This window comes from Janthinobacterium sp. GW822-FHT07A03, assembly GCF_058798815.1.
In genome coordinates this window covers 469,874-488,242 of record NZ_JBXAKW010000001.1, presented here as the reverse complement: position 1 = coordinate 488,242, position 18,369 = coordinate 469,874, and the positions used below count along the sequence as shown (strand labels likewise).

Here is an 18,369-nt window from a genome sequence, read left to right as displayed (position 1 = left end):
TTGTAACGCAACAACTGCAAGTTGAATTTTATTTGGCAAGCAAATGTAAGCTGTGTTGTTGATTTCCCCGGGCTTGCAAGCCTGTCACTGTTGTGCTTACAGCACATCGGCGGCCCTGCCGGCGTGCCGCTTGCGCCCAACTGGTCTGCCTGGCAACGGCCCCGCCGCGATGGCCGCCAGCCAATCGGCATCGCCGGCAAACCACTCCACCAGGAAGTCGAGCATGGTGCGCAGCAGCGGCGACATGTGCTGGCGCGAGGTGTAGACACCGTAGATGCCCATGTCCTGCGGCTGGTAGGCGGGCAGGAGCTCCACCAGCTGCCCGCTGGCGATCAGCGGCGCGGCCGAATAGCGCGGCTGCATGGCGATGCCCGCCCCCGCCACCGTGGCCACCAGCAAGACCAGCGACTCATTCGCCGACAAACGGCCGCTGACGGGGACAGTGAGCGCTTCCCCGTCGTGCGTAAATTGCCACAGGCTCTTGCCGAAATACGTATAGGTCAGGCAGTTGTGCAGGGCCAGGTCCTCCGCCCGGCGCGGCGTGCCGTGCACGGCCAGATACGATGGTGCGGCGCACACCACCGAGGCGCAGCTGGCCAGCTGGCGCGCGATCAGGTTCGGTTCGAGCGCGTTCGTGATGCGGATCGCCAGGTCGATGCGCTGCTCCACCAGGTTGACGGCGCGGTTCTCCATCTGCAGGTCGACGGCGGCGCGCGGGTAGCGCCGCAGGTAAGCGGTTACTGCGCCAGCGAGCGCCGTCTGCGCCAGCGATTGCGAACAGGTGATGCGCAGCAAGCCGTGCGGCGTGTCGAGACCCTCGGGCGAGGTGACGGCCATGGCGCCGGCCACGTCCAGCATCTGCCGGCAGCGCGCCAGGGTGGCCTCGCCCGCATCCGTCAGGCTCAAACGGCGCGTGGTGCGGTGCAGCAGGCGCCCCCCCGCCCACTGCTCCATCTCGGCCAGGTAGCGCGTCACCATGGCGCGCGACATGTCGAGCGCCTCGCTGGCGGCCACCATGCTGCCACGCTCGGCGATGGCGACGAATACTTGTGCAGCGGTGATACGGTCCATGCGCGACTCCCTCGATTCATCCGATCCATGCAACTAAGTATTGCAATCTACCCTATTTGTCGCGCCTGGTCGAAAGGATAATATGCGACATGAGCACCTAATGCAGAAAGAATAATATGTTTGCACGCGCCGCCCGCCCCTCCCGCACCCTGGAAACCTTCCAACTGGATGTGCTGGGCTGCGCACCGTCCACGTCGCTGCTGCTGAGCGGCGTGGCCGACGCCATCCTCGTCAATGCCCAGTTCCTGCGAGACGATGCGGCGCAGTTAGCGCACACCATCGCCGCCAGCGGCAAGCGCCTGATCACCATCTATATCAGCGCGGCCGAACCGCAAGCCTATTTCGGCCTGGGCGTGCTGCGGCAAGCCTTTCCGCAAGCCCGCATCCTCGCCAGCGGCGCCACGGTCGAGGCGATCCGCCGCCAGGCCGGCGCCAGGGTCGCCCACTGGGGCGGCATCCTCAAGCACAATGCGCCGCGCTGCATCGTCATGCCCCAGCCCTATGAGGGCAGCAGCCTGCAGCTGGAGGGAAGGCAGGTCGCGCTGCGCCAGCTGGAAGCGGCCTTGAACTGAAGCTGCACCAGCGGCCTTACAAGGCGGCCAGGAAGCGCTCATACTCTTGCGCGCTGCGTCCCAGCCGCTCGGCATAGCCCGTTTCCTTCGGCCCGTCTTCCGCGCCATAGAAGGCAAAGAAACGGCGGTTGTCGGCGCCGATATACGCCAGGGTGACATCGAACGGCGCCAGCAGCTGCGCCAGCGTGACGTTCCACTTGCCTTGCGGCGTGAAGTCCTCCTCGCGGATGCCGGCCGTCACAGCCAGCGCCACCTTGCGGCCCTTGAACGCATCGCCGCCCGTGCCGTAGGCCCAGCCATGCGCCAGCACCTCGTCGAGCCACTGCTTCAGCAAGGGCGGGCAGCTGAACCAGTACACGGGGAACTGCAAGACCACATTGGCGTGCGCCGCCACCAGCGCCTGTTCCCGCGCCACATCGATGTTTCCATCCGGATAAGCCTGGTGCACGTCGTGGATGGTGTAGCGCTCCGGATACCGCGCCAGCTCCTGCAGCCAGCGCTTGTTGGCCACCGACGTGGCGATGGAGGGATGGAAGACGATCACAAGGGTTTTCATCATGCTGCTTTCCTGAAAATGAGAGGGACGCACCAGCCCAGCCTTCTCAGGAAAGCAGGCAAGCCGATGCCCTGCCCCATGGCGCGCCGCACGTCGCCGCGCGCTTCCAAGGGCAGAAACAGCATAGCCATGCTGGGTACTTTTCACAAGTACGCACATTAACTACCCATACCATACAAAAAGTAAGTTACTTGACTGTGGAAAAGCGCCTTGCCATGTGCATCCGTATCAGACTGGCTGGTGCCGCTCGCCCCACTCGCACAGGGTATGCAGCACAGGGATCAGCGAGCCCCCCTTGCTGGAGAGCGAGTATTCCACCTTGGGCGGTACTTGCGGATACTCCTTGCGGACGATCAGCGCGTCCGCTTCCAGCTCCTTCAGCACGACGCTGAGGGTCTTGAAGGCGATGCCGCCGAGATGGCGCTTGAGTTCGTTATGCCGCAGCAGCTTGTTTTCCGCCAGCGCGTACAGGATCAACATCTTGTATTTGCCGCCGATCAGCGACAAGGTATAGCCAAATGCAGTATCGCCGAGGGCCACGCCGCTGGGGGCGCAGGTTTCTTCATTCATCGCGTTGTGCTTCCTGTTGGTCAGAGTACGAGCATAACAGCCCGGCGGCCCCGGCTTGCGTCGAGCACGCGCATAAAAAAACGGGCCGAAGCCCGTTTTTTTGTTTGCTCGATACCGCTCTGGATTAACGCTTGTCCAGTGGCAGTACTTCGCGCGTGGTCGAACCGACGAACAGCTGGCGCGGACGGCCGATCTTTTGCTCTGGGTCGGCGATCATTTCGTTCCACTGGGCGATCCAGCCGATCGTACGGGCCATAGCGAAGATACCGGTGAACAGGGACACAGGGATGCCCAGCGCCGATTGCACGATGCCCGAGTAGAAGTCGACGTTCGGGTACAGTTTGCGCGAAACGAAGTATTCGTCGTTCAGTGCAATCTTTTCCAGTTCCATCGCCAGCTTGAACAGCGGGTCGTCTTGCAGACCCAGTTCTTGCAGCACTTCGTAGCAGGTTTCACGCATCAGCTTGGCGCGTGGATCGAAGTTCTTGTACACGCGGTGGCCAAAGCCCATCAGCTTGACGCCGGAGTTCTTGTCCTTGACTTGCGCGATGAAGGCAGGGATGTTCTCGACGGTGCCGATTTCCTTCAGCATGTTCAGTGCCGCTTCGTTGGCGCCGCCGTGGGCAGGGCCCCACAGGCAGGCGATACCGGCAGCGATACAGGCGAACGGGTTGGCGCCCGACGAACCGGCCAGACGGACGGTCGAAGTCGAGGCGTTCTGCTCGTGGTCCGCGTGCAGGATCAGGATGCGGTCCAGGGCGCGCACCAGCACGTCGTTGACCTTGTACTCTTCGCACGGGTTGGCGAACATCATGTGCATGAAGTTGGCGCTGTACGACAGGTCGTTGCGTGGGTACACGAACGGCTGGCCGACCGAGTACTTGTAAGTCATGGCGACCAGGGTCGGCATCTTGGCGATCAGGCGGATGGCCGACACTTCGCGGTGACGCGGGTCGTTGATGTCCAGCGAATCATGGTAGAACGATGCCAGCGCGCCAACGGTACCCACCAGGACCGACATCGGATGCGCATCGCGGCGGAAGCCGCGGAAGAAGAATTGCATCTGTTCGTGCACCATCGTGTGCTTGGTGACGGTGTCGACGAACTTGGCTTTCTGCGCCGCATTCGGCAGTTCGCCGTTCAGCAGCAGGTAGCACGATTCCATGAAGTCGGCGTTGACGGCCAACTGTTCGATCGGGTAACCACGGTACAGCAGCTCGCCCTTGTCGCCGTCGATGTAGGTGATCGACGAGTTGCAGGCGGCCGTCGACATAAAGCCTGGGTCGTAGGTGAACTTGCCGCTACCGGCGTACAGTTTGCGGATGTCGATGACGTCCGGGCCAACCGTGCCTTTGTAGATTGGAAATTCAAGCGATGGGCTGCCATCGGAGAACGACAGGGTAGCTTTTGTGTCAGAGATATTCATGGGCTCTTCCTTCTCGGGAGTGAGTCGAAATTAAAATCAAAAATTCTGGCTGCAATTCGCACCGCATTCGGCAGTGCTACAGCGCGCCACTCGCACCGTTTGCAATATATCGCCCAGGCGTCTAGGCAATGCGCAGTCGTTGCAGCAGTGCGCGCACATGCGGCAGATCGACTTCGCCTTCCGGCTCTTTACGGGCCAGTACCAGATCCATTAACGCATTGTCCGACAAATCCAGCAAACGCGTCAGCGCGTCAACTTCTTCATCGGTCAATTCGGTTTCATACGCATCGAGAAAACGGGTCAGGATAATGTCGTTTTCCAGCAGGCCACGGCGTGAACGCCAGCGCAGGCGGGCGCGGTTGGCCGGGTCGGCCTGATGCGAGGACAAAATTGATTCTGTCATTTGGTTTACCACTTTACGTGTGCCTTGCGGCACGGTGCTGCTTTGCAGGCGCCGCCTGCAGGCAAGAGAGGATACCCTCTTCCGGCAAACGGCGCCCGGCGGACGCGATCAGGAGGATCAGATCGCGCGGCGGACCATCAATTCCTTGATCTTGCCGATCGCCTTGTTCGGGTTCAACCCTTTCGGGCAGACGTCGACGCAGTTCATGATCGAATGGCAGCGGAACAGGCGGTACGGGTCTTCCAGGTTGTCCAGACGCGCACCGGTGGCTTCGTCGCGCGAATCGGCGATGAAGCGGTAGGCTTGCAGCAGGCCGGCCGGGCCGACGAACTTGTCCGGATTCCACCAGAACGACGGGCACGACGTGGAGCAGCATGCGCACAGGATGCACTCGTACAGGCCATCGAGTTCTTCGCGCTGTTCCGGCGACTGCAGGCGTTCTTTTTCAGGCGGGATCGAATCGTTGATCAGGAAAGGCTTGATCGAATCGTACTGCTTGAAAAATTGCGTCATGTCGACGATCAGGTCGCGGATGACCGGCAAACCTGGCAACGGACGCAGCACGATAGGCTCCGACAGTTCGTTCAGGTTGGTGGTGCATGCCAGGCCGTTCTTGCCGTTGATGTTCATCGCGTCCGAACCGCACACGCCTTCGCGGCACGAGCGGCGCAGGGCCAGCGAGTCGTCGACGTCCGCCTTGATGCGCTGCAGTGCGTCGAGCAGCATCTTGTCGGTGTCTTTCAGTTCGACCGTCAGGTCTTGCATGTACGGCTTGGCATCCTGGTCAGGATCGTAGCGGTAGATTTTGAATTTGAGAGTGCGTGCCATGGTATAGCCTTAGAAAGTACGTGGTTTCGGTTTGAAGGTATCAACCGTCAGCGGCTTGGTCACGACTGGCTTGTATTCCAGTCGGTTGCCTTCCGAATACCACAGAGTGTGCTTCATCCAGTTGTCGTCGTCACGTTGCGGATGGTCGTCCTGGGCGTGGGCGCCGCGCGATTCCTTGCGCGCTGCTGCCGAAACGATGGTCGCTTTCGCCGTTTCGATCAGGTTGTCCAGCTCCAGCGCTTCCACGCGGGCCGTGTTGAAGACCATCGATTTATCCTTGAAGGAGACGTGCTTGCGGCGCTCGTCGAGCTTCATGATTTCTTCGACGCCCTTGTTCAGCATCTCGTCGGTACGGAACACGCCGCAGTACTTCTGCATCGTTGCGCGGATGTCGTTCGCCACGCCCTGCACGGTTTCCGTGCCGGTCGAGTTTTCCAGGCGCTGCAGGCGGCCCATGGCGAAATCGGCAGCGTCGGCTGGCAACGGCTTGTTTTCCTTGGCTTTCAGGCCGCTGTTGACGATGTGGTTGCCGGCCGCGCGGCCGAAGACCACCAGGTCGAGCAGCGAGTTCGTGCCCAGGCGGTTGGCGCCGTGCACGGAGACACAGGCGCATTCGCCGATCGCGTACAGGCCGTTGACGACCTTGGCCGAATTATCCGGACCGGTCGGGGTGACGACCTGGCCGTGGATGTTCGTCGGGATGCCGCCCATCTGGTAGTGAATCGTCGGCACGACAGGAATCGGTTCCTTGGTGGCGTCGACGTTGGCGAACTTGTGGCCGATTTCCAAGATCGACGGCAGGCGCTTGGCGATGGTGTCGGCGCCGATATGGCGCAGGTCCAGCATCACGTGGTCCTTGTTCGGACCGCAGCCGCGGCCTTCCTTGATTTCCTGATCCATCGAACGCGAAACGAAGTCGCGCGGCGCCAGATCCTTCAGGGTCGGCGCATAGCGCTCCATGAAGCGTTCGCCTTCGCTATTGATCAGGATGCCGCCTTCGCCGCGCACGCCTTCGGTGATCAATACGCCCGCGCCGGCCACGCCGGTCGGGTGGAACTGCCAGAATTCCATGTCCTGCAGCGGCAGGCCGGCGCGTGCCGCCATGCCCATGCCGTCGCCAGTGTTGATGAAGGCGTTGGTCGACGCGGCGAAGATGCGACCTGCGCCGCCCGTTGCCATGACCGTCGTCTTTGCTTCCAGGATCATGCATTCGCCGGTTTCCATTTCCAGCGCAACAACACCGATCACGTCGCCTTCGGCGTCACGGATCAGGTCGAGTGCCATCCATTCGACGAAGAAGTGCGTACGCGCGCGCACGTTGCGCTGGTACAGGGTGTGCAACAGGGCGTGACCGGTACGGTCGGCTGCCGCGCAAGCGCGCTGCACCGGCTTTTCGCCGAAGTGGGCCGTGTGGCCGCCGAACGGACGCTGATAGATGGTGCCGTCAGGGTTGCGGTCGAATGGCATCCCGAAGTGTTCCAGTTCGTACACGACTTTCGGTGCTTCGCGGCACATGAATTCGATCGCATCCTGGTCGCCCAGATAGTCGCCGCCCTTGACGGTGTCGAACATGTGCCAGAACCAGTTGTCTTCGGCCATGTTGCCGAGCGACGCGCCGATACCGCCCTGCGCCGCCACGGTGTGCGAGCGGGTCGGGAAGACTTTCGACAGAACTGCGACGTTCAGGCCGGCTTCAGCCAACTGCAACGACGCGCGCATGCCGGAACCGCCGGCGCCAACGATTACCGCGTCAAAGCGGCGGGTAGGGATTGCAGATTTATATGCTGCCACGATTACACACTCCAGAGTATCTGTACCGTCCAGCCGGCACAAGCGATCAACCACAGCATGGTGGCAATTTGCAGGGTCAGACGGAGGCCAGCGCTTTTCACGTAGTCCATCCAGATGTCGCGTACGCCGACCCATGCGTGGTAGAACAGGGCGACGAAGGTCACCAGGCTGAACAATTTAAACCACTGCTGTGCGAACAGACCAGCCCAGCCTTCATAGCTGAAGTTGCTGCCAGTCAAGAAAGAAATAAGCAGGATGGCAACATATGCCACCATGACGATGGCGGTGACGCGTTGCGCCAGCCAGTCGCGCAAGCCGTAATGGGCACCGACGACGAGGCGTTTCGGTCCGATATTATTGTCTGCCATGTTTAAAATACTCCAAACAGTTTCAAAGCGACCAGGGCCGTCAACACCAGGCTCACGACCAGCACGGACGACGCGGTCTTGCGGGCCGAATCTTTCTCGATGGCAACGTGCACATCCATGAACAGGTGACGGATACCGGCGCAGAAGTGGTGCAGGAAGGCCCAGACCAGGCCCAGGGTGATCAGCTTGACGAACCAGTGCGAGGCGATGCCCTGGAAGTAGGCATAGGACATTTCGGAACGCAGGCTCAGTTCCAGCATGTACAAGATGCATGGCAGCAAGGCGAAAATGATGAAACCGCTGATGCGATGCAGGATCGAGACGATGGCGCCGACAGCCATGCGGTAGTTCGACAATTCGGTAACATGAATGTTACGGAATTGCGGCCGTTCTTTTTTTGGTACTTCTCTTACGGCTTCAGACATAACAAAAACCTCCCCTTTGAATTTCAACTAAATATTGAAGCCGCGATTTTCGCCGATTTTCGCAACCCATACCAATATCTATTGTTACATATAACCAAAATGGTTTTTTACTACAAAATACCGCGCTACTTTCCGTAGTTCACGTAATTTAATTACAGAATCGCCGGCAAAACACGGCCCGCCGGGGCGGGCCATGCTGTCGCTGCGCTTTCCGTTGTCTCCGTTGCCCGCCTTGCGGCAGGCATCTTGCAAGCGATGCACTTCAGCCTTGCTGCTTGTCCGGGCACCGATGGGTGCCCCGCCGCTTCAGCTGAGTTCATTCTGATAATGATGGCGACTGGTCAGGTACAAGCCCCGGCGCAGTTCGACGGGCTTGTCGCCGTAGGTAAACGACACGCGCTCGGAACTGAGCAAGGGCGTGCCGAGGTCGATATTTAACAATTGCGCGGCGCCCGCGTCGGCACACACGGCGCGGATCTGCTCGGACGCGCGGATCATGCGCGTGCCGAATTCCGTCTCGAACAGGCCGTACATGGGGCCCTTGTACTCCACCAGGCGCTCGGCCGTCAGGCCCTTGAAGATCAGGCCGGGCAGCCACAGCTCCTCGACGATGGTCGGCACGCCGTCGAAATACTGCACGCGCTTGATGAAGATCACGGCATCGCCGGACTTCAGGTCCATCAGGCGCGCCACGTCGGCCGGCGCGCGCACGCGCTTGACTTCAATGAATTTGCTTTCGGGATAATGCGGCACGCCTTCATCCGGCACCAGGCGCAGGAAGCGGAAATGCGCGCGCGCCTCATGGTGGGTGGACACGAAAGTGCCCTTGCCCTGGCGGCGCATGACAAGATTCTCGGCGGCCAGCTCGTCGATGGCCTTGCGCACCGTGCCCTGGCTGACCTTGAAGCGGCCGGCCAGCTCGACTTCGCTGGGAATCAGCTCGCCCGGCTTCCATTCGCCCGATTGCAGGCTCTGCGTGATGAGCGCCTTGATCTGCTGATACAGGGGACTGAAGGTGGGCGAAGCAGTGACTGCAGGCACGGCCGGCGCAGTGGTATTGCTGGCGGCCGTCACGGTGACTGGCGTACTGGCCGCCGCAGTAACGGGCGTGGCCGGGGTGCCCGCGGTCGGACTGACCGCCCCGCTTGCAGCAGTGGCATTGTTGGTCAGATTGGACGAGGCGGAATTCATAGTCCGACATTTCAACACAAATCACTGCCCGCGTCCAGTAAAACACATGTAGTTATCTGTCTTATATAAGACATAAGATATGATTGACAGATACAGATCGGAGGCCTAAACTGCCTTCGATAAAACTTGTGAGCCAGCGTTTTATGTTGTCGGCCAGCCACTCTGGCCTCGTGCAGCACAAGCGTGACGGCGGCGTACACCAGCAATTCGGTGGCGCGGGCCGGTTTTGGTATCATTATAGTTTTTCCGGATAAGCGTAAGCCCAGCTTCAAGCCCGTTTTCTTTCCCATTTTTGGAGATTCATCATGGCTAAAACCCCAATGCGTGTTGCAGTGACCGGCGCCGCCGGCCAGATCGGCTACGCCCTGTTGTTCCGCATCGCCAATGGCGACATGCTCGGCAAAGACCAGCCTGTCATCTTGCAACTGCTTGAAATCCCGGACGAAAAAGCCCAGAAGGCGCTCAAGGGCGTGATGATGGAAATCGACGATTGCGCATTCCCGCTGCTGACGGAAATGACCGCCCACTCCGACCCGCTGACGGCATTCAAGGATGTCGACGTGGCCGTACTGGTTGGCGCGCGCCCACGCGGCCCAGGCATGGAACGCAAGGACCTGCTGGAAGCGAATGCCCAGATCTTCACGGTGCAAGGCAAGGCGCTCGACGCCGTCGCTTCGCGCAACGTCAAAGTGCTGGTGGTCGGCAACCCTGCCAACACCAACGCCTACATCGCCATGAAATCGGCACCATCGCTGCCAGCGAAAAACTTCACCGCCATGCTGCGCCTGGACCACAACCGCGCGCTGTCGCAAGTCGCTGCCAAGACCGGCACCGCCGTGAAAGACATCGAAAAACTGACCGTCTGGGGCAACCACTCGCCAACCATGTACGCCGACTACCGCTTCGCCACCGTGAACGGCAAGGCTGTCAAGGATCTGATCAACGATCAGGAATGGAACGCCAACACCTTCCTGCCAACCGTCGGCAAGCGCGGCGCGGCCATCATCGAAGCGCGCGGCCTGTCGTCGGCAGCGTCGGCAGCGAACGCCGCCATCGACCACATCCATGACTGGATGCTGGGCACCAACGGCAAGTGGACCACCATGGGCGTTCCTTCGGATGGTTCGTACGGCATTCCTGAAGGCACCGTGTTCGGCTTCCCGGTTACCACCGACAACGGTGAGTACACCATCGTTCAAGGTCTGGAAATCGATGCATTCTCGCAAGAGCGCATCAACCTGACCCTGAAAGAACTGACCGAAGAGCGCGAAGGCGTGAAACACCTGCTGGCATAAATCCAGTATTGGCGGCGCGGCAATGCGCCGCCCGCCAAGAAGGCCGCTCCGCAAGATTCGCGGCGCGGCTGTTTTCTCAAGTAGTTTTTACCTGCAGAAATGCCTTAAGCATGCACCCTTCCGAGGTTTTATTCCAAGGCAAACGCCAGCCGCTGTTGCTCGCCGCTTGCGACCACTACGCCGGCTCTGAAAAGCTGATGCGTAAATCGATTGCTTTGCAACAAGAGCTTGGCCCCCTGTTCGACATCACGTTCGACTGCGAAGACGGCGCCAGCGCCGGCAATGAAGAATCCCACGCCCTGATGATCGCCGGCCTGCTGGCCAGCGACGACAACCAGTTCAACCGCATCGGCGTGCGCGTGCACGACGTCGACAGCCCGTTTTTCGCGCGCGACGTGGAAATCATCTGCAGCGCCGCATCGCGCCTGGCCTATATCGCCGTGCCCAAGGTGGCCGGCGTGCAGGACGCCATGCTGGCCATCGACCTGATCAACCTGCACGCGCGCCGCGCCGGCCGCGACAACCTGCCCGTGCATATCCTGATCGAAACGCACGGCGCGCTGCGCGACGCCTACGCGATCGCCGCCCTGCCCCAGGTCGAATGCCTGTCCTTCGGCATCATGGATTTCGTCTCGGCCCACTACGGCGCCATTCCCGCCGCCGCCATGCGCACGCCGGGCCAGTTCACGCACCCGCTGGTGGTGCGCGCCAAGCTGGAAGTGGCCGCCGCCTGCCATGCGCACGGCAAGGTGCCGTCGCATAACGTGACGACGGACGTGCGCGATTCGGCCGTGGTGGCCAACGACGCCCAACGCGCTACGGCCGAGTTCGGCTACACGCGCATGTGGAGCATCCACCCGGACCAGATCAAGCCCATCATCAAGGCCTTTACGCCGCGCCTGTCCGAAGTCAACGAGGCCAGCAACATCCTGAATGAAGCGCTGCGCGCCAACTGGGGACCGATTGCGCAAAATGGCCGCTTGCACGACCGCGCCAGCTACCGATATTATTGGACCGTTTTGCAACGCGCCAAACTGGCAGGCCTCGGCCTGCCCGAGGCGGCCGCTGCATTACTCAACACCCCCTCTTCCAGCACCACTGAAAACTGACAGGAATTACACGATGTCCCTCTCCAAATTAGCCATTGCCTGCAGCGTCGCGCTGGGCGCCATGACCCTCACGCTGGCGCCGGCCAGCTTCGCTGCCACGGCAGAGGCAAATCCCAAGGCAGTCAAGGCCAAGCCTAAGGCCAAGGCCAAGACCACCAAGGCCAAACCCGCCACCAAGGAAGCGCATCCGCTGGCCATGTCGGTTGCCGACAAGGAAGAGTCCGATGAGCCGGACACCGCGGGCTCAGCTTCCACCGATTTCAATTGTGAACTTGGTAATAAAATTACCATCTACACCAATGCTACTGACGACAAACACATCGCCCTGCGCTGGAAGAAGCGCCTGCACCGCCTGAGCCGCGTTGGCACCACCACCGGCGCCAACCGCTTCGAGAACCGTTTGTATGGTCTCGTCTGGATCGGCATCCCGGCCAAAGGCATGCTGCTCGATTCCAAGCAGGGCCGCCAGCTGGCCAATGAATGCAAGGATGCGGAGCAAGCCAAGCCGGCGGCAGTGGTGGAAGCCGCGCCATCGCTGGGCGTGCTGCCGGCGACCGGCGGCTGATGTGCGTAGCAAGGGCCTCTTCGGGGGCTCAGTCATGTTTTGTAATTTGAATAATCAATAAGACGATACCCAACAAGGAGAGGTCATGTCCCGCAACACTCTGAACACGCTCAAGGACTTTAATATTTCGGATAGCAAGAAGGGCAAGCTGTACTCCCTGCCTGCGCTAGAAAAAAGCCTGGGCATCAATGTCTCCCGCCTGCCAGTGTCGATTCGCATCGTGCTCGAATCGGTATTGCGTAACTGCGACGGCAAAAAAGTCACCGAAGAACACGTCAAGCAATTGGCGAGCTGGGGCCCGACCGCCGAGCGCACCGACGAGATCCCGTTCGTAGTGGCGCGCGTCGTGCTGCAAGACTTCACCGGCGTACCATTGCTGGCCGACCTGGCCGCCATGCGCAACGTGGCCGCCAAGATGGGCATCAACGCCAAGAAGATCGAACCGCTGGTACCGGTCGACCTGGTGGTCGACCACTCGGTCACCATCGATCACTACCGCGAAAAGAAAGCGCTGGATCTGAACATGAAACTGGAATTCTCGCGTAACAACGAGCGTTACCAGTTCATGAAATGGGGCATGCAGGCATTCGACACCTTCGGCGTCGTGCCACCAGGCTTCGGCATCGTCCACCAGGTCAACCTGGAATACCTGGCACGCGGCGTGCACCACGCAGGCAAGAAAGCCGGCGACGTGTACTACCCTGACACCCTGGTCGGCACCGACTCGCACACCACCATGATCAACGGCATCGGCGTGGTCGGCTGGGGCGTGGGCGGCATCGAGGCGGAAGCCGGCATGCTGGGCCAGCCGGTCTACTTCCTGACGCCGGACGTCATCGGCGTGAACCTGTCCGGCGCGCTGCGCGAAGGCTGCACCGCCACCGACCTGGTCCTGACCATCACCGAATTGCTGCGCAAGGAAAAAGTCGTCGGCAAATTCGTCGAATTCTTCGGCGAAGGCACCGAATCGCTGACCCTGACGGACCGCGCGACGATCGCCAACATGGCACCGGAATACGGCGCGACCATGGGCTTCTTCCCCGTCGACGAAGCGACCATCGATTACTTCAAGGGCACCGGCCGCAGCAAGGCTGAAATCGCCGCGTTCGAAGGCTACTTCAAGGCGCAAAACCTGTTCGGCGTGCCAAAAGCGGGCGACATCGACTACACCCGCGTGGTGGAACTGGACCTGGCGTCGGTCGCTCCGTCGCTGGCTGGCCCGAAACGCCCGCAAGACCGTATCGAAATCGGCAACGTCAAGGCCAACTTCGCCGAGCTGTTCGCCAAGCCGACGACCGAAAACGGCTTCAACAAGAATCCGGCCGACCTGGCTGCCGTGTACGAAACGACGAACGGCGTGAAAGTGTCGAACGGCGACGTGCTGATCGCCGCGATCACCTCGTGCACCAACACCTCGAACCCGAGCGTGATGCTGGCTGCCGGCCTGCTGGCCAAGAAAGCCGTGGAAGCCGGCCTGAAGGTCGCGCCACACATCAAGACCTCGCTGGCCCCTGGCTCGCGCGTCGTGACCGAGTACCTGACCGCTGCCGGCCTGCTGCCCTACCTGGAAAAACTGGGCTTCGGCGTGACCGCCTACGGCTGCACCACCTGTATCGGCAATGCGGGCGACCTGACGCCCGAGCTGAACGCAGCGATTGCCACGCACGACATCGTCGCGTCGGCCGTGCTGTCGGGCAACCGTAACTTCGAAGCGCGTATTCACCCGAACATCCGCTCGAACTTCCTGGCTTCGCCACCGCTGGTCGTCGCCTACGCCATCGCCGGCAACATGACGCGCGACCTGATGACGGAACCTGTCGGCAAGGGCAAGGGCGGCAAGGACATCTACCTGGGCGACATCTGGCCGACCTCGGCTGAAGTGTCGGCCATGATGAAGTTCGCCATGAACGCCAAGGTGTTCAAGGACAACTACGCCGACGTCAAAGGCGCGCCAGGCAAGCTGTGGGAAAAAGTCACCACCGTGTCGGGTCAAGTCTACAACTGGCCGAAGTCGACCTACATCGCTGAACCACCGTTCTTCGACAACTTCTCGATGACGCCAGCGGCAGTGGCCACCGGCATCGAAGGCGCGCGCGCACTGGGCGTGTTCGGCGATTCCATCACCACCGACCACATCTCGCCAGCTGGCTCGATCCAGGAAAACGGTCCTGCAGGCAAGTGGCTGAAGGAAAACGGCGTCCTGAAAGCGGACTTCAACTCCTACGGTTCGCGCCGCGGCAACCATGAAATCATGATGCGCGGCACGTTCGCCAACGTGCGTATCAAGAACCGCATGATCCCTGCCAAGGCAGACGGTTCGGCGGTCGAAGGCGGCATCACGATTCACCAGCCTTCCGGCGAACAGATGTCAATCTACGATGCAGCGATGAAATATGTTGCTGAAGGCACGCCAACCATGGTCTTCGGCGGCGAAGAGTACGGTACGGGCTCGTCGCGCGACTGGGCCGCCAAGGGCACCCAGCTGCTGGGCGTGAAAGCCGTGATCACCCGTTCGTTCGAGCGCATCCACCGCTCGAACCTGGTGGGCATGGGCGTGCTGCCGCTGCAATTCATCGGCGACGACAGCGTGCAGACGCTGGGCATCACCGGCAATGAAACCTTCGACCTGAAAGGCCTGGAAGGCGAAATCAAGCCACAGCAACTGGCTACCCTGGTGATCCACCGCGCCGACGGCAGCAGCCAGGAAGTCAAGGTCCTGCTGCGCATCGATACGCCGATCGAAGTCGATTACTACAAGCACGGCGGTATCCTGCCATTCGTGTTGCGTCAATTGCTGGCCGAGTAATCAGCCCAGCTGTGAGGTAAGATAAAAGCGCCGGTTCCGACCGGCGCTTTTTTTTCGCCCGCAGCACCCGTTTTTCCTTGAAATTTCGACTATCGGCATGATCTAGGGACAGCTTACGTATTGCGTGCGGCTGAATCCTCTACAATACGGTTATAAGGGTTTATCATTGTTTGACTGATCCATTTTTTTCACTTTCCGAGACTCTTATCCCGCTATGCGTCGTCCTTCCAAAGATTCATCCCATAAACTGACTGCCGACAGCCAGCGCCTGGTCACCTTTGCCCAGGCGATCGTACAGGCGGCCAGCCGTCTCGAAGAGCGGTCCTGGGAACACAGCCTGGATACGCAGCTCCAGAAATTACTCAAAACCGGCCACCAGGACACCATCGACAACACCCTGGGCAGCCTGTTCAAGGAAGACTTGAACGCCTACGACGTGCTGATGGACTGCGTTGAAGCCGTCAGCGAATCGACCGTCATCACGCATGAAGACGTGCGCTACGACGCCCTGCTGGTCGCCGTGCCCATCCTCGCGTGGACGCGCTTTTCCATCGCCTCCGGCCCCATAGCCGGCGATGCGCACGGCGTATTGTCCGCGCACTTTGCGGCCCACCTGCTGGCCGACGGCACGAAGATGGCCATGGCGCCGACCCTCTACTCGATCGACCAGTTGCCGCGCAGCCATGTCGAAACCTATGCCAAGACGCAGAAGCTGGCGCAAGCCGCGCTGAAAGGCACGGCCGTCAAGCCCTCCAGCAAAGAGGCGGAAACGGCGCCCTTCCTGGCCGACACGCGCTACCTGCTGGTGGCCGTGGTGGCGCCTGCCGGCGCGCCGCTGTTCCGCTGGCAGACACCGGCCAGCCAGCTCGACTTCATCGCCGAGCGCAGCGCCGCCCTGGAACAATGGCGCACGCAGGCGACGCCGACCATCGCCCGCCTGCTGCCTGGCTGCGGTCTGGAACTGCTGCTGCCGGAAGCGTACTACGTAGCTTGCCGCGAAGCGGACAAGCTGATACGCCCCGTCTCCGTGCGCGCCGCCGTGCACTACCTGACGCACACGCTGGCCATCGAGCCGTCGGAATTGCGCGCCGTCATCGCCGGCTTCGGCGAAGAAGCGGCCGACGGCCAGGTGGACGAGTACCGCATCGCCTTCACGCTGCGCCAGGCGCCGGACGTCATCTACGGCATCGTCTGGCCCCTGTACGGCCAGGAAGACGAGGATGGCACGCCGATCGAAGGCCTGATCCAGGTCGGCATCGCCGCGCTGGACAAGCAAAAGACCCCTGTCGATGAGATTATCGAGCATCTGAACGCTGCCGGCGTGACGCAGATCAAGCGTCATGCGGAACGTTTTGTCGGCGAATACTGCGACGATTGCGGCGCACCGCTGTTTGCCGATCCCGTCGGCGAGCTGGCGCATGCGGAAATGCCGGAAGATACGCCGCAAGGCACGGAACACTTCCACTAAATCGTGCAGACGTAAAAAAGGCGGAACCCCGGTTCCGCCTTTTTGCATTTCAGACCACGCTTAACGCGCCATCACCACTGTGAAAACGGGTGACGGATCAGATTGGCGTTGTAATAACGCGCGTCGCCCGACACTTCCGCGCCCACCCACTCAGGCTTCTCGAATGGCTGGTCTTCCGAGCCCAGCTCGATCTCTGCCACCACCAGGCCCGCATTGGCGCCGAGAAACTCGTCGACTTCCCACACCATGCCCGCGTGTTCGATGCGGTGGCGGTACTTTTCGATCAGCGGCTGTTCGCACAGCCCGTCGAGCAGCTCGACGGCGTCGGCCAGCGGAATCGGATACTCCCACTCGCCGCGCGTCGCGCCCACGTTGGCACCCTTGATGGTCAGCATCGCCTGCTCGCCCTCGATGCGCACGCGCACCACGCGCTCGCGCGCGGACGACAAATAGCCCTGGCGCAGCAGCACCGCCTGCCCCAGGCCGCGCCAGGCATCGCCTTGCAGCAGGAATTTACGCTCGATCTCGACGCCCATGATCAACGCCGTTCAATCCAGCGACAGCAGGATAGGCTGCAGCATGGCCGCGCCCAGGGCCGCGCTGCGCGCGCCGTTCCAGCCCACGGCCGGATCGGGCAAGTCGGCGTTTTCCTTGAACGGCATTTCCAGGGTCAGCGCCAGGCAGCCGAAGTGGTGGCCGATGTATTTCGACGCCAGGGTCAGCATGTCCGACTTGTACTTGCTGGCGGCATAGCCGAACTTGTCCTGGAAGTCGGGGCTGGCCTGCTTGTAGCGCTCGATGAAGGCTTTCTGGTGCGCCGCTTGCGCCGGCGTGAAGTTTTCCAGCATTTCGTTGCCGGCAACAAAGTTGTACGGCAGCGCTTCGTCGCCGTGGATGTCGAAGAACATGTCGACGCCCGTTTCGTGGATCTTGTTTTTCACGCACAGCACTTCCGGGCTGGACTCCAGCGATGGCGTCATCCATTCGCGGTTCAGGTTGGCGCCGGCCGCATTCGTGCGCAGGTTGCCGCGGATGGAGCCGTCCGGGTTCATGTTCGGCACGATGTGGAACACGGCGCGCTGCAAGAGCTTGCGCGCGATCGGGTTGGCATCGTCCAGCAGCGAGTCGATCAGGCCTTCGACGAACCATTCGGCCATCGATTCGCCCGGATGCTGGCGCGCGATGACCCAGATTTTCTTTTCCGCCTGCGGGTTGCCGATGGTGACCATGTTCATGTCGCGGCCGTCGACCGTGCTGCCCAGGTCGGACACGCGCGCCAGCGGATGCTCGGCCACTTCGCCCAGCAGGCGCAGATGGCGTTCCCACGAGTACGGCTCGAAATAGGCGTAGTACACGCTGTCGAGTTCCGGCGTGTGCGAGATCGTCATAACCTGGCCGTCGAACGCCGTCGGCACGCGGAACCAGTTTTCGCTGTCGTAGCTGGCCACGGCCTGGTAGTCTTCATAGCCGGCCGGATAGGTGGCCTGGCCCGCGTTCAGGATGCGCATCGTGCATGCCTGGCCGCGCGCGCCCTGCAGGCGGAAGTGGAACCACTGGTGGATGTCGGCGTGGCTATCCTTGCGCAAGTTCAGGTCGATGGCACCGGCGCTGGTGGCGCTCACCACGTCGATGGCGCCCGAGTCGAAGTTCTGGCTGATTTTAATGGTCATGTAATGATCCCGTCCCAATGTAAGTGTTCCGGCGTGGCCTCGTGGGCCACCGCCGTCGCGCTAAAAAACGCAGTGTAAGCTATCCCGCTATTTTCCGCCCTTTGGCCCCGTTCGCAAAGCCTGGCCGGACGATTTATGCACCAATCCGGGGCATCGATGGAAAAGTGCGGGGCAAAAGCGCGAAAAATCGGTCCACTGTCGCATCCACCGGACAAAAAACTGAATTGTAACAATGCCAGACACATTGGCAGCGTA

Annotated in this window: 18 protein-coding genes; 6 read left to right on the top strand and 12 right to left on the bottom strand. The window is 61.1% G+C overall.

Features of this window, described 5'->3' with window-relative positions; all coding sequences use genetic code 11:
- Window positions 1-96: 96 nt before the first annotated feature.
- Complete coding sequence (locus tag AC1RJW_RS02200) at window positions 97-1,071, bottom strand: LysR family transcriptional regulator (RefSeq protein WP_493043089.1); 975 nt, start codon at window positions 1,069-1,071, stop codon at window positions 97-99.
- 116 nt (window positions 1,072-1,187) lie between these two features.
- On the opposite strand from AC1RJW_RS02200, the gene AC1RJW_RS02195 reads away from it, so the two are divergent.
- Window positions 1,188-1,643, top strand: coding sequence for an MBL fold metallo-hydrolase (locus AC1RJW_RS02195; protein ID WP_493043087.1), 456 nt, complete (start codon window positions 1,188-1,190; stop codon window positions 1,641-1,643).
- A 16-nt stretch (window positions 1,644-1,659) separates the two neighbouring features.
- Here AC1RJW_RS02195 and AC1RJW_RS02190 read toward each other — a convergent pair whose 3' ends face one another.
- The 9 genes from AC1RJW_RS02190 to AC1RJW_RS02150 form a co-directional block, all read right to left on the bottom strand.
- The gene (locus AC1RJW_RS02190) at window positions 1,660-2,202 is read right to left on the bottom strand and encodes an NAD(P)H-dependent oxidoreductase (protein WP_493043085.1); all 543 of its coding nucleotides are present in this window, start codon (window positions 2,200-2,202) and stop codon (window positions 1,660-1,662) included.
- 225 nt (window positions 2,203-2,427) lie between these two features.
- A complete protein-coding gene (locus tag AC1RJW_RS02185) occupies window positions 2,428-2,769 on the bottom strand; it encodes a winged helix-turn-helix transcriptional regulator (protein ID WP_493043084.1) in 342 nt (113 codons plus the stop codon).
- Between the two features lie 124 nt (window positions 2,770-2,893).
- Window positions 2,894-4,195 carry a citrate synthase gene (gene gltA, locus AC1RJW_RS02180; RefSeq protein ID WP_034752071.1) on the bottom strand — a complete coding sequence of 434 codons (1,302 nt, stop codon included), beginning with the start codon at window positions 4,193-4,195 and terminating at the stop codon, window positions 2,894-2,896.
- 121 nt (window positions 4,196-4,316) lie between these two features.
- Complete coding sequence (locus AC1RJW_RS02175) at window positions 4,317-4,598, bottom strand: FAD assembly factor SdhE (protein WP_034752073.1); 282 nt, start codon at window positions 4,596-4,598, stop codon at window positions 4,317-4,319.
- A gap of 117 nt (window positions 4,599-4,715) precedes the next feature.
- Window positions 4,716-5,426, bottom strand: coding sequence for a succinate dehydrogenase iron-sulfur subunit (locus AC1RJW_RS02170; protein WP_034752075.1), 711 nt, complete (start codon window positions 5,424-5,426; stop codon window positions 4,716-4,718).
- 9 nt (window positions 5,427-5,435) lie between these two features.
- Entirely contained in the window at window positions 5,436-7,217 is a 1,782-nt protein-coding gene (gene sdhA, locus AC1RJW_RS02165) for a succinate dehydrogenase flavoprotein subunit (protein WP_230542178.1), read from the bottom strand.
- A gap of 2 nt (window positions 7,218-7,219) precedes the next feature.
- Window positions 7,220-7,585, bottom strand: coding sequence for a succinate dehydrogenase, hydrophobic membrane anchor protein (sdhD, locus tag AC1RJW_RS02160; protein ID WP_034752078.1), 366 nt, complete (start codon window positions 7,583-7,585; stop codon window positions 7,220-7,222).
- 2 nt (window positions 7,586-7,587) lie between these two features.
- Window positions 7,588-8,010, bottom strand: a complete 423-nt coding sequence (sdhC, locus tag AC1RJW_RS02155) for a succinate dehydrogenase, cytochrome b556 subunit (RefSeq protein WP_034752080.1) — start codon at window positions 8,008-8,010, stop codon at window positions 7,588-7,590.
- Window positions 8,011-8,316: 306 nt separating this feature from the next.
- Entirely contained in the window at window positions 8,317-9,201 is an 885-nt protein-coding gene (locus AC1RJW_RS02150; protein WP_493043082.1) for a GntR family transcriptional regulator, read from the bottom strand.
- A 305-nt stretch (window positions 9,202-9,506) separates the two neighbouring features.
- On the opposite strand from AC1RJW_RS02150, the gene AC1RJW_RS02145 reads away from it, so the two are divergent.
- From AC1RJW_RS02145 to AC1RJW_RS02125, 5 genes are all read left to right on the top strand, one after another.
- On the top strand, window positions 9,507-10,496 hold the full coding sequence (locus tag AC1RJW_RS02145) for a malate dehydrogenase (RefSeq protein ID WP_230542180.1): 990 nt from the start codon (window positions 9,507-9,509) through the stop codon (window positions 10,494-10,496).
- 110 nt (window positions 10,497-10,606) lie between these two features.
- On the top strand, window positions 10,607-11,605 hold the full coding sequence (locus AC1RJW_RS02140) for an HpcH/HpaI aldolase/citrate lyase family protein (protein ID WP_493043079.1): 999 nt from the start codon (window positions 10,607-10,609) through the stop codon (window positions 11,603-11,605).
- A gap of 13 nt (window positions 11,606-11,618) precedes the next feature.
- A complete protein-coding gene (locus AC1RJW_RS02135; RefSeq protein ID WP_493043077.1) occupies window positions 11,619-12,170 on the top strand; it encodes a hypothetical protein in 552 nt (183 codons plus the stop codon).
- 85 nt (window positions 12,171-12,255) lie between these two features.
- Window positions 12,256-14,976, top strand: a complete 2,721-nt coding sequence (gene acnA, locus AC1RJW_RS02130) for an aconitate hydratase AcnA (protein ID WP_086136316.1) — start codon at window positions 12,256-12,258, stop codon at window positions 14,974-14,976.
- Between the two features lie 214 nt (window positions 14,977-15,190).
- Window positions 15,191-16,444, top strand: a complete 1,254-nt coding sequence (locus AC1RJW_RS02125; RefSeq protein ID WP_493043074.1) for a DUF2863 family protein — start codon at window positions 15,191-15,193, stop codon at window positions 16,442-16,444.
- A 71-nt stretch (window positions 16,445-16,515) separates the two neighbouring features.
- Here AC1RJW_RS02125 and AC1RJW_RS02120 read toward each other — a convergent pair whose 3' ends face one another.
- Both AC1RJW_RS02120 and AC1RJW_RS02115 read right to left on the bottom strand, forming a co-directional pair.
- Entirely contained in the window at window positions 16,516-16,980 is a 465-nt protein-coding gene (locus AC1RJW_RS02120; protein ID WP_493043072.1) for a CYTH domain-containing protein, read from the bottom strand.
- Window positions 16,981-16,992: 12 nt separating this feature from the next.
- Window positions 16,993-18,114 (bottom strand): M14 family metallopeptidase, encoded by a 1,122-nt coding sequence (locus AC1RJW_RS02115; protein WP_493043070.1) that lies wholly within the window; start codon window positions 18,112-18,114, stop codon window positions 16,993-16,995.
- Window positions 18,115-18,369 lie beyond the last annotated feature (255 nt).

Coding starts and splice junctions, on each gene's coding strand:
- AC1RJW_RS02195 (WP_493043087.1), top strand. CDS start 1,188: ATGTTTGCACGCGCCGCCCGCCCCTCCCGCACCCTGGAAACCTTCCAA.
- AC1RJW_RS02120 (WP_493043072.1), bottom strand. CDS start 16,980: ATGGGCGTCGAGATCGAGCGTAAATTCCTGCTGCAAGGCGATGCCTGG.
- gltA (WP_034752071.1), bottom strand. CDS start 4,195: ATGAATATCTCTGACACAAAAGCTACCCTGTCGTTCTCCGATGGCAGC.
- AC1RJW_RS02170 (WP_034752075.1), bottom strand. CDS start 5,426: ATGGCACGCACTCTCAAATTCAAAATCTACCGCTACGATCCTGACCAG.
- acnA (WP_086136316.1), top strand. CDS start 12,256: ATGTCCCGCAACACTCTGAACACGCTCAAGGACTTTAATATTTCGGAT.
- sdhC (WP_034752080.1), bottom strand. CDS start 8,010: ATGTCTGAAGCCGTAAGAGAAGTACCAAAAAAAGAACGGCCGCAATTC.
- AC1RJW_RS02115 (WP_493043070.1), bottom strand. CDS start 18,114: ATGACCATTAAAATCAGCCAGAACTTCGACTCGGGCGCCATCGACGTG.
- AC1RJW_RS02175 (WP_034752073.1), bottom strand. CDS start 4,598: ATGACAGAATCAATTTTGTCCTCGCATCAGGCCGACCCGGCCAACCGC.
- AC1RJW_RS02200 (WP_493043089.1), bottom strand. CDS start 1,071: ATGGACCGTATCACCGCTGCACAAGTATTCGTCGCCATCGCCGAGCGT.
- AC1RJW_RS02135 (WP_493043077.1), top strand. CDS start 11,619: ATGTCCCTCTCCAAATTAGCCATTGCCTGCAGCGTCGCGCTGGGCGCC.
- AC1RJW_RS02145 (WP_230542180.1), top strand. CDS start 9,507: ATGGCTAAAACCCCAATGCGTGTTGCAGTGACCGGCGCCGCCGGCCAG.
- AC1RJW_RS02150 (WP_493043082.1), bottom strand. CDS start 9,201: ATGAATTCCGCCTCGTCCAATCTGACCAACAATGCCACTGCTGCAAGC.
- sdhD (WP_034752078.1), bottom strand. CDS start 7,585: ATGGCAGACAATAATATCGGACCGAAACGCCTCGTCGTCGGTGCCCAT.
- AC1RJW_RS02140 (WP_493043079.1), top strand. CDS start 10,607: ATGCACCCTTCCGAGGTTTTATTCCAAGGCAAACGCCAGCCGCTGTTG.
- AC1RJW_RS02125 (WP_493043074.1), top strand. CDS start 15,191: ATGCGTCGTCCTTCCAAAGATTCATCCCATAAACTGACTGCCGACAGC.
- AC1RJW_RS02185 (WP_493043084.1), bottom strand. CDS start 2,769: ATGAATGAAGAAACCTGCGCCCCCAGCGGCGTGGCCCTCGGCGATACT.
- AC1RJW_RS02190 (WP_493043085.1), bottom strand. CDS start 2,202: ATGATGAAAACCCTTGTGATCGTCTTCCATCCCTCCATCGCCACGTCG.